Below are 9,736 nucleotides of genomic sequence, written 5' to 3' on the forward strand. Positions count from 1 at the left end.
ATATTGTATTTTAGAAAGAAGATATCAGCTTACCTGAGAAATAAAAAACCGTTTTCACCCTGAAATGAAAACGGCTTTATGTGCCACATTTTCTGCAGCACAAGCAATCAATCTCTGAAATTATTGTACTGCAGCGGCATGTCCAGATCAGCTTCCCGCAAAAAGGCAATCACGGTCTGCAAATCGTCCCTTTTCTTACCGGTCACCCGAACCTGATCGCCCTGGATAGCGGCCTGCACCTTAAGCTTGGCATCCTTGATCATTTTCACGATCTTTTTGGCAACCTCCTTATCCAGCCCCTGTCGAACAACCACTTCCTGCTTGACCTGTTTTCCGGAACCGTAGTGATCCTTTACTTCTAGGCATTTAACATCAATACCCCGCTTGACCATCTTGGTTTTCAACATTTCTACCATTTGCACCAGCTGAAAGTCGGCATCGGTGGTCAGAACGATCTGTTTGTCACCACTTTTTTCAAAGCTGGCATCAACACCCCGAAAGTCAAAACGGGTAGTCAGTTCACGGTTTGCCTGGTCAACAGCGTTGGCCAGCTCATGCATATCCACTTCAGAGACAATGTCAAATGAAGGCATGGCGGATGATCTCCTTGGAAAATCGAAAGAAACAATTAGCAACTATTGTATCCATGATTGTGTTCGAAAGGCCATGGAGAACATCAATATGAATAGGCCGGACCTGATGGTTTTAACGGCAACTACTGATCTTTGCCCTTGAGCCTGAAGCCAATTTTTACCGTCACCTGCCAATGGGCGATCTTGCCATTCTCGATATGGCCCCGCTGCTCCACCACTTCAAACCAACCCATATGTTCCAGGGTCATGCCAGCAGCAGCAATGGCATTTTGAATCGCGTCATCACTACTGACCGTTGAACTGCCAACCAGTTCAGTCATTTTATAGGTATGGCTCATTGTCTATCTCCCACGTTTGTTTAAAAAAGCTGTAAAGCACCAGCTGTCTGAGTATAGGCAGCAAATGGTAGACTCGGCATTTCTTCATCCGCTGATGGAATTCATACATTGATACAGAATGATACCTGGCATATTTTGGGCGCAGGCAGCATTGGCTGCCTTTGGGCCACCAGCCTTTGCCACAAAGGGGAAACCCCTCGCCTGATCCTGAGGGAAAGCAGCTATCAGCAACTTGAACAGAAGCGCATTCCACTGAAACTATCAACACCAGACCAGACCTTCCTTTTTGATGTCGATGCCGTCTCGCCGGAAACCATCGACAGTCCCATTAACCGGCTGATTGTCTGTACCAAGGCTCAGGACTCACTGTCCGCACTGAACAGCGTAAAGCCACATCTGGCGGAAAACAGCCAGATACTGTTGCTGCACAATGGCATGGGGAGTCAGCAGACCATCAGGGATGCTTTGCCTATGCACAGGATTTGGGCAGGTTCCAGTACCGATGGTGCTTACCTGTCAGCCCCCTTTGAAGTATGCCATGCGGGTCAGGGGCAGACCTGGATTGGCCCACTCAGGAGTAACGAGCAATCCGAACAGGGCTTTCATGACCTATGCGACAATTTCAGATTAAAGGTCAGTCAGTGCGATACCATCGAGCAGAAGTTATGGGAGAAGCTGGCCATTAACAGTTGTATCAACGGCCTCACCGCATTGTTCAACTGCCGTAATGGGGAGCTGCTGGATAATGGCGACAAGCAGGCCTGGCTGGATCGATTGATTGTCGAGACCTGCGCCGTTCTCACTGCACTGGACATCCCGGCAACCTCACTCAGAGAAAAAGTGCATGGAGTCTGCCAGAGCACAGCCCGTAACCGGTCATCAACCTGTCAGGACGCACGCAGGGGAAGGGTCACGGAACTCTCTTTTATCAACGGTTTTCTGATCCAACAGGCAAACACCCTTGGGGTCACCGTCGACGGCCATCACCAGTTGATGAATCAGCTGGGCGCTGCCGGGGTCAGATAGTCCCAACAGCCTGCAATGGCTTCTCCTTTCGGTATATAATCCTCACCAAAGAACATTGCAAACAAGTCAGTAAATGACCATGAAAGTATCCTGTACGCTGCCTGAAAACCTGAGCCCGGTCCTGAGAGACCAGATACACCGCGCCGTCGAAACCAATGTTCGTCAGGCATTGGCTGAAGATATTGGCTTCGGAGACATTACCGCTTCCCTGATTCCAGAAACCCGGCAATCTATCGCCAGGATTATCTGTCGTGACCATGCCATCATCTGCGGACGCCCCTGGTTTGACGAGGTTTTTCACCAGATTGATCCCAATGTCCAGCTGGAGTGGCATATAGAAGAAGGTGATCGGGTTGAGCCGAACCAGGTAGTCGTGGTTCTCAAAGGTTCTGCCCGCAGCCTTCTCACCGGCGAAAGGGCTGCGATGAACTTCCTGCAGACCCTCTCCGGCACCGCAACCCGCTGTCAGCACTATGCTAACCTGGTCAGCAATACCGACGTCAAGCTACTGGATACCCGCAAGACCCTTCCCGGTTTGCGGGTCGCCCAGAAATACGCGGTCGCTGCCGGAGGCTGCCACAATCACCGAGCCGGGCTTTTTGATGCCTTTTTAATCAAGGAAAACCATATTGCTGCCTGTGGCGGCATTGCCCGGACGGTTGCTAAGGCTCGTGAAATCGCTCCTGGCAAACCGGTTGAGATCGAAGTGGAAAACATGGAAGAGTTCAACATCGCCAGAGAGGCCGGAGCAGACATCATTATGCTCGATAACTTCCCACTGTCACAGCTGTCTGAAGCCGTCCGGCTGAACAGGGAACTTCCCGGAACAGCCCCGAAACTGGAAGCATCCGGTGGTATTAATGATCAGACCCTGGTGCCCATTGCCGAAACCGGGGTCGACTTTATCTCTATTGGCACACTGACCAAAGACTGCCAGTCTGTCGATCTGTCAATGCGGATCGTTGAGCAGCTTTGAATACAAGAAGGGAACTACCGGGCTTTTCATGCTTTAATCGAAGCATGAGAAAAATAATATTATTCCTGTGGATAACCTTTCTTTTAACAGTCCGGGCAGACGATTGCCCCCAGTGGGATCAGGGAGAAGCCACTGGGCAGATCAGCAGGCTATCGGATGAAGTGGCTTACCATGATCAACTGTACTTTAACCAGAACGCCCCAATTATCAGCGATGGAGAATACGACGACCTGGTTACCAGGCTGAAACACTGGCAGGCGTGCTTCCCTTCCATCGCCACTGAGAAACCCCTGACACCTCACAATAAATACACGATTCACCATCAAGCTCCAATGGGCAGCTTGAAGAAAGGACTGTCTGAAGAAGCAATCAAACACTTTTTACAGCAAATATCCGGCAGCGATGTTCTGGTACAGCCGAAGATCGACGGTGTTGCAGTGGAGCTGGTCTACAAAAACGGGCTGTTAATCCAGGCTTCCACCCGCGGAAATGGTGAAGCTGGCGTAGATATTCTGAATCATATCCGGCAAATGCCACTGATTCCTGAGACACTGGGCAATGATGAAAAAAACCAACTCGTTCTTCATGGGGAGCTATTTGCACGGCTTGATCGTATTTCTCCAGCAATTCTTGGGCAATATGCCAGTGCCAGACACCTGGTTGCCGGTCAGCTCAATCGCTCAGATCCAGAAGCAGAAGCCATAAAAGACTTTGATTTTTTCCCATGGCAGTGGGTCAACAACCCTTTTACAAGCGATTTTCAGTCAATAGAAGCCCTGGCGGGCATGGGCTTTCCTCTTCCCCTAGAGCATACCCACCGGACCACATCCTACCCTGACATCAAACAACGCCTTGAGCATTACGTAGCTATCAAAAAACCACTGTTTTTGATGGATGGCATCGTTATAAAAGCCGATAGCAACACCTTAAGGAACCAGCTGGGCCAGGCAGGCAATACACCGGCCTGGGCCATGGGGTGGAAGTTTCCGCCAGAAACCACAACATCAGCCGTGCAAGCCATTGAATTTACCGTTGGGCGAACCGGTAATATCACCCCCGTGGTTCATATTAAGCCCGTACGGTTTAAAAACAGGACCATTTCAACCCTGTCACTGGGCACTGTTCAGAACCTGGAAAAGAAAGAGATTGCCGTGGGGGATCATATCAGCATCAAACTCAAAGGAAATGCCATACCAATCTTTGGTAAGGTGCTGTTTCGACCTGCCAACAGAGTAAGCCCGGAACCTCCGGATACAAGCCGTTTTACGCCCTTTACCTGCCTCACTATGGCACCGGGTTGTGAACAACAGTTTGCCGCTCGCCTGATATGGCTAACCGGTAAGCAGGGGCTTGATCTTGCGGCAATGAGCAAGCCTGTTATTTATCAGTGGATTCAGGCAGGCATCATCCACACACCCGTCGATATTCTACAGCTGACACCCCATTCACTGCACTCGGCTGGTATGCATCAACAAGACATCCAGCAATACCTTGAGTCCATTCGGCGGCCAAAAGCTTTGGAGCAGCAGATCCGTGCGCTCAGTATTCCGGGCGTTGGGAAAAGCACTGCCCGTCTGCTGGCAGGATGTATAACGGATATACGGGGATTGCTATCCAGACAGCTTTCGGATCAGTGCACTGCGATTGGCAGTAGGCGGATGGAAGATTTGCAGGATTATGTGAACAGGAAGGAAGTTAGAGGGCTGGTTGAGTTTCTGGATGAGCTTGGTAGTCCGGATACTGGGTGAAAGCACAGTTTCTTCCAAGAGCCTCGTTCCCATGCTCTTGGGCTGAGGGTTCTACGTGTGAATGTATATCGAGGCTGGCCGAGTATTGAACTGTTTTATTACAAGAGGTTTGTAGCGGATTGCTTTTAAGTTATTTGTTGGGCGGGGATTCTGATGTTTTGGGAGCAAGTGTTCCCACGCCAAGCGTGGGAACGAAGAAAACTACTATTTCAGGCCTGCCAACCATTTAGTATAAGCATCTGTTGCCGCAATTGAGGCACCTGTTGCACTAGAACTGGAGATATCCCAGTCCGAACCATTTGCAGATTCAATCACGACAGTTTCAGAACCCAATGACCCACCCGGAGTTATAGTAATCGTTGGTGTACCGCTGGGGATTGTATATGCTATTGCGCCGCTAGGTGTAGTCAATCCGATTTTTGCGGCAGTGCAGGCGCTTAATACATTGGTTTGAGCACAAATTGCAACAGCAGTACGAAAAGGTGATGCTTCAGTAAGGGCCGCAGAAACCTGGGCATTACGTGTGTAGTTCTGATACTGCGGAATCGCAACAGCAGCCAAAATACCAATGATCGCCACAACGATCATCAATTCAATCAGGGTAAAGCCCCACGACTTACGGATTTCCGACATCCTTGTCTTCATAATATTTCCCTCGACCAATGTGTTTCTATGACAGCGTGCTGAAGTCCATTGCTCAATCTGTCGGCACCGTCCTGCAGCTCTTTAAACAGGATAGTTGAGTTCAGTAAAGTTGGCGGGCTGGCCACTTATAAACCCAAATCCATACAGGTAGATTTCCCCATAGATCTAGTTCACCCTGAATACGACATATCCCATTGATTGGAATAATAAAGCCGAAAAAACACGGCTTCTTTTAGAATGAAGTTGTCCACACCGCTTATCGTGCAATACTCCCTGCCACGCTGCTTTTGACAGATCAGCTATTTTTTCCTGCCATTCGTCCGATAGCCAAAGTAATGACGCTGTGTATTAAAAAATGATTCGGCCAGGCGTTCCCACGGGGGACGGCGGGAACGAGGAAAAGAGATCATTTTGCTCTGTGTATTCGAGCCATTGCAACCCAAACAAAAAAATCAGGCATTCGGATCAATAATCACGTGAGCGCCCTTTTCCGCCGCCATTTCACGACAGGCTGCATAGTCACGGTCACTGGTAATATAAAAAGTCGGAGCAATATTAACAGAAAGATCCGGAGCCATCCCCCGTCCACTGGATTGTCTTTCGGAATTTACCGGGCCCATTGAATAACAAACCATACCCTGCCTTTGAATATCTTCCACCTGATCAGCGGCCTGAACAGCACCGGCCAATAACATTCCCGCTACAGCAACTGCCATTACTTTCATTGTTTCAGTCCTTTATGTGTTTTTTAAGGAACTGTTGTTATCGGCCCCTGCAGCGATCATTTAGCAGGCTATTGCTCTTTTCAATGCCAGGGAGCCAACAACAACGCCTGAGAAGGTCATGGTGCCTACCTTGCACTGCACAAACGATAGTACAGAAACCAATCAGGCCCTGCTGACCTGCAGGGCTTTTTCTGAGTTATTTATTAACCATCAGATTTCAGAAACGATACAGGCTTTGCGATCCTTACCGGTTCGCTCAAGGTAGTCTGAGAAGTCCGCTGGAATACGTCCTGTTGTCGCCCCTTCCCAATCTACCGATGAACCATCAACGGCTTCGTAACGAAACAAATAGCGCTGGCGTGTTTTTCCTTTACGGCCACTGCTGCTCTTATCATCGGTCAGGTCTTTAATATCAACCAGCGAGAGCCCGAGTGCTTTTATCTGTTTGACAACCGCATCCAGTGCCTCTTTCTTGCGGGCCTGTTCCTCTTCAACTTCCATTTGGACCATCAACTTTTCTTCGTAAATGGCTTCAATGCGACCGATGACGCGCTGAAGATCTTCAGCGTGCATATCATGAAAGAGCTTGCGTACCTGAACTTTAGACTTCAGAACACCGAGAGCTTCATCAAAAATATTCATTGTTTGAACCAATCTTGTAAATCAACGGATCAATTAAAAATAAGGTTTGAAATGGATAAAAAACTTAACACCGGGACTTCTGTCTGTAAATAGCCAAAAACCTCGTGCATGATTGATAAAAAACGAGCATATTGCCTCATCACCTCTCAAAAAATGCTTTTTTCAGACATCGTTATACCTATTGAACTGTTACCTCACGACGAAGCCATGAATCATAAGGGGTAATACGAAGAGTCTGGTTCCTCATCACATGGTTTGAATAACCAGCAATGGTTAATAATTAAAGAAGTCGGCAACATAGAACAGGGAAGATTAAATAAAGCCATATTACGGGTCAAGGCACTGCCGACACGATAATTCAGTCTCATTTAAAGGAAAAAACAACAGCCACTCGCTTACATCATGAAAAACATAATTATTGAGTTTAATTCATATTTAAAAATTCGCCAAAAAAACTCGTTAGAAATCGCTGTAACGACTTTAGGGAAAATACTCTTTATCAAGATGATATACTGATATCGCTGACACTGAAGCGATCGAAACAATACCACGCCAGACAACCAGGGCAATAGTAAAAGAAAAATAACGGGAGTAATCAAATCAAGCCAGTTTGAAAATCAGATTAATTTCAAAACCTCAGAAAGTACTGAGGCTTTGAAGATGCCCTGACATCAGGAAACCGCTTCACGCTTCTTCATTTCCTCGGCACGAAGATCCTTCCTCAGGATTTTACCGACAGGCGTCATTGGCAGAACATCCCTGAACTCCACCTGCTTCGGAACTTTATAAGCGGTCAGGTTCAGCCGACAGTACTCTTTAACCTCCTCCTCCGTCAGGCTCTTGTCTCCCGGAATAATAAAGAGTTTGACGGCCTCGCCGGTTTTCTCATCGGGTACACCAATAACGGCACAGTTCTGTACTTTCTCATGCCTGGAGACGATATCTTCAACTTCGTTGGGATAAACGTTAAAGCCTGAGACCAGCACCATATCCTTAACCCGGTCTACGATTTTCACATAACCCTGCTCATCGATAATGGCGACATCCCCGGTTTTGAACCAGCCGTCATGATCAATCACTTCTGCCGTAGCCTCAGGACGCTGCCAATACCCTTTCATCACCTGGGGTCCTCTCACACACAGCTCCCCACGCTCTCCCAATGGCAGCTCATCCCCCTGATCATCGATGGTCTTCAGCGCCGTGTTGGACATGGGCAAACCTACAGTACCGAGTTTTGAGTAACTGCCAGCAGGGTTCAGGGATACCACGGGTGATGTTTCAGAGAGGCCATACCCCTCGGAAATCGCACATCCCGTTATACCTTGCCATCGGTTGGCCACCGCCGCCTGCAGGGCAGTACCACCGGACATGGTCAACTTCAGCTCGGAAAAGTCGAGGTCTTTAAACTCCGGGTGATTCATCAAACCAACAAACAGTGTGTTCAAGCCGATGAATATGTTCACCTTGTGGGGCTTCAGGGACTTGACAAAGGTATCCATATCCCGTGGATTGGCAATCAGAATACTGTGTCCACCCAACTGGAAGAACGTCATCAAGTGCACGGTGAAAGCGTAGATATGATAAAGCGGCAGGGGCGCAACCGCCGTATTGCCATCGGGTTTTGCCAGTGGCACACCATTATCGTCGGTCTGGGACAACATACTGGCCGTCTGCATGACATTACTGACCAGGTTACGCTGAGTCAGCATAGCGCCTTTGGCCACACCGGTTGTGCCACCGGTATACTGCAGCACGGCCACATCATCAGGATTGGCTGGCAGGGGTTTACTGAACTGCGCTTTTGCGCCCAGTTTCATGGCCTGGGTAAAACTCAGCGCCTGTGGCAACTGATAAGCGGGAACCATCTTCTTGACGTGCTTTACGGCAAGATTAATCAGCGACCTCTTCGGCCAGGGCAGCAGGTCTGCCAACTCAGTGACAATCATATGCTTGATTGGCGTATCCTGAATGATTTCCTCTACCAGGTGGCCGACAACATTCAGGCAGACCAGCGCCCTGGCACCTGAGTCAGTAAACTGGTGTTTCATCTCCCTGGCCGTGTAGAGCGGGTTTGTATTGACAATGACCAGGCCTGCCTTGATTGCGCCATAAACGACAACGGGATACTGAATAAGGTTCGGTAGCTGAATAGCAATACTGTCGCCGGGCTTCAGTGTCGTATGGTTCTGAAGAAAGGCAGCAAACCGGGTACTGAGCTGGTCTATTTCGTTGAAGGAAACCGTTTTGCCCAGGCTGGTATAGGCTGGCCGGTCAACGTATTGGCGGACTGAGTGTTCAATGACTTCACCCAGATTTCTGAACTTTTCAAGATCAATTTGATCAGTAACACCGGGGGCACGCTTGCCATCCCAAAAGCTGGCTTCCATGAACACCTCATACTTATTTTTTTGTGAATCATACTATCTAAACGTTCAACCTTGAACCAAAAATGATAGTTTATGCTTCTTTTTGTGCTAAAAAGCTCTCAGACAACGAGTCGGCTTTTATGCCTTATGAATGTGCATGTGAATTGACCGACTTCGGGAATTGCTCTTCGGGCTTTCGTGTCAGACTCTGATCATGAGGGGTTAGTGGTTGGTATTGACCAGCTTACCAGCCCAACAGTCACAACGATTTTCGGGAGAAGAGAGCAAACTCAGCTTTTGTGGGCGAGTCAGCTTTTTGATGGCGGCTTCCCGTTGGCTGGCCGATGAACGGTCATGACCACCTTCCAGATAGACCAACTGTTGTGGCTTTCGTCCCCTGAAATACCTGGCACCCCCGGCAGTACCACAATGTTGGTACCAGCGCCGTTCAATATCCGTGGTAATGCCCGTATACAGGCTACTGTCACTGGCAAGAATTATGTAAACCGACCAACATCCATCTGACATTCTCAGACTCCTGAGAGCCTGTCGGACTTAAGCGTCCGTAGCGAGGATTGCGAGAAATTGAGGATAAAAATTTCTGATTCTGAGGAGAATAGCAGGGCTATTTGACGAAGAAGCAGGAATTTTTAGACCAATTTATCGCAACCGCAGTA

Annotated in this window: 10 protein-coding genes; 3 read left to right on the forward strand and 7 right to left on the reverse strand. The window is 48.6% G+C overall.

Annotated elements, in window-relative coordinates:
• Positions 1–107: 107 nt before the first annotated feature.
• Both KDK13_RS16755 and KDK13_RS16760 read right to left on the reverse strand, forming a co-directional pair.
• Positions 108–593, reverse strand: a complete 486-nt coding sequence (locus KDK13_RS16755) for a YajQ family cyclic di-GMP-binding protein (RefSeq protein ID WP_257286132.1) — start codon at positions 591–593, stop codon at positions 108–110.
• 122 nt (positions 594–715) lie between these two features.
• Complete coding sequence (locus KDK13_RS16760) at positions 716–931, reverse strand: dodecin (protein WP_252023228.1); 216 nt, start codon at positions 929–931, stop codon at positions 716–718.
• 108 nt (positions 932–1,039) lie between these two features.
• On the opposite strand from KDK13_RS16760, the gene KDK13_RS16765 reads away from it, so the two are divergent.
• The 3 genes from KDK13_RS16765 (at position 1,040) to KDK13_RS16775 (ending at position 4,681) form a co-directional block, all read left to right on the forward strand.
• On the forward strand, positions 1,040–1,957 hold the full coding sequence (locus KDK13_RS16765) for a ketopantoate reductase family protein (RefSeq protein ID WP_257286133.1): 918 nt from the start codon (positions 1,040–1,042) through the stop codon (positions 1,955–1,957).
• A gap of 79 nt (positions 1,958–2,036) precedes the next feature.
• A complete protein-coding gene (gene nadC, locus KDK13_RS16770) occupies positions 2,037–2,933 on the forward strand; it encodes a carboxylating nicotinate-nucleotide diphosphorylase (RefSeq protein WP_257286134.1) in 897 nt (298 codons plus the stop codon).
• Between the two features lie 44 nt (positions 2,934–2,977).
• Entirely contained in the window at positions 2,978–4,681 is a 1,704-nt protein-coding gene (locus KDK13_RS16775) for a hypothetical protein (protein WP_257286135.1), read from the forward strand.
• 204 nt (positions 4,682–4,885) lie between these two features.
• On the opposite strand, the gene KDK13_RS16780 is transcribed toward KDK13_RS16775, so the two are convergent.
• The 5 genes from KDK13_RS16780 to KDK13_RS16800 all read right to left on the reverse strand — a co-directional run bounded on the left by KDK13_RS16780 (position 4,886) and on the right by KDK13_RS16800 (position 9,587).
• Positions 4,886–5,326, reverse strand: coding sequence for a prepilin-type N-terminal cleavage/methylation domain-containing protein (locus KDK13_RS16780; protein WP_306671170.1), 441 nt, complete (start codon positions 5,324–5,326; stop codon positions 4,886–4,888).
• Positions 5,327–5,778: 452 nt separating this feature from the next.
• On the reverse strand, positions 5,779–6,051 hold the full coding sequence (locus KDK13_RS16785) for a hypothetical protein (protein ID WP_257286136.1): 273 nt from the start codon (positions 6,049–6,051) through the stop codon (positions 5,779–5,781).
• A gap of 210 nt (positions 6,052–6,261) precedes the next feature.
• The gene (locus tag KDK13_RS16790; RefSeq protein WP_257286137.1) at positions 6,262–6,693 is read right to left on the reverse strand and encodes a hypothetical protein; all 432 of its coding nucleotides are present in this window, start codon (positions 6,691–6,693) and stop codon (positions 6,262–6,264) included.
• A gap of 671 nt (positions 6,694–7,364) precedes the next feature.
• Complete coding sequence (locus KDK13_RS16795) at positions 7,365–9,080, reverse strand: AMP-binding protein (protein ID WP_257286138.1); 1,716 nt, start codon at positions 9,078–9,080, stop codon at positions 7,365–7,367.
• A gap of 201 nt (positions 9,081–9,281) precedes the next feature.
• Positions 9,282–9,587, reverse strand: a complete 306-nt coding sequence (locus KDK13_RS16800; protein WP_257286139.1) for a GIY-YIG nuclease family protein — start codon at positions 9,585–9,587, stop codon at positions 9,282–9,284.
• Positions 9,588–9,736: the final 149 nt, after the last annotated feature.

The organism is Endozoicomonas sp. SESOKO1, from assembly GCF_024606265.1.
Lineage (GTDB): Bacteria > Pseudomonadota > Gammaproteobacteria > Pseudomonadales > Endozoicomonadaceae > Endozoicomonas.

Bases quoted from the DNA above. Each gene is read 5' to 3' on its own strand.
- KDK13_RS16785 (WP_257286136.1), bottom strand. From the start codon at position 6,051: ATGAAAGTAATGGCAGTTGCTGTAGCGGGAATGTTATTGGCCGGTGCT.
- KDK13_RS16760 (WP_252023228.1), bottom strand. From the start codon at position 931: ATGAGCCATACCTATAAAATGACTGAACTGGTTGGCAGTTCAACGGTC.
- nadC (WP_257286134.1), top strand. From the start codon at position 2,037: ATGAAAGTATCCTGTACGCTGCCTGAAAACCTGAGCCCGGTCCTGAGA.
- KDK13_RS16780 (WP_306671170.1), bottom strand. From the start codon at position 5,326: ATGAAGACAAGGATGTCGGAAATCCGTAAGTCGTGGGGCTTTACCCTG.
- KDK13_RS16795 (WP_257286138.1), bottom strand. From the start codon at position 9,080: ATGGAAGCCAGCTTTTGGGATGGCAAGCGTGCCCCCGGTGTTACTGAT.
- KDK13_RS16800 (WP_257286139.1), bottom strand. From the start codon at position 9,587: ATGTCAGATGGATGTTGGTCGGTTTACATAATTCTTGCCAGTGACAGT.
- KDK13_RS16755 (WP_257286132.1), bottom strand. From the start codon at position 593: ATGCCTTCATTTGACATTGTCTCTGAAGTGGATATGCATGAGCTGGCC.
- KDK13_RS16790 (WP_257286137.1), bottom strand. From the start codon at position 6,693: ATGAATATTTTTGATGAAGCTCTCGGTGTTCTGAAGTCTAAAGTTCAG.
- KDK13_RS16775 (WP_257286135.1), top strand. From the start codon at position 2,978: ATGAGAAAAATAATATTATTCCTGTGGATAACCTTTCTTTTAACAGTC.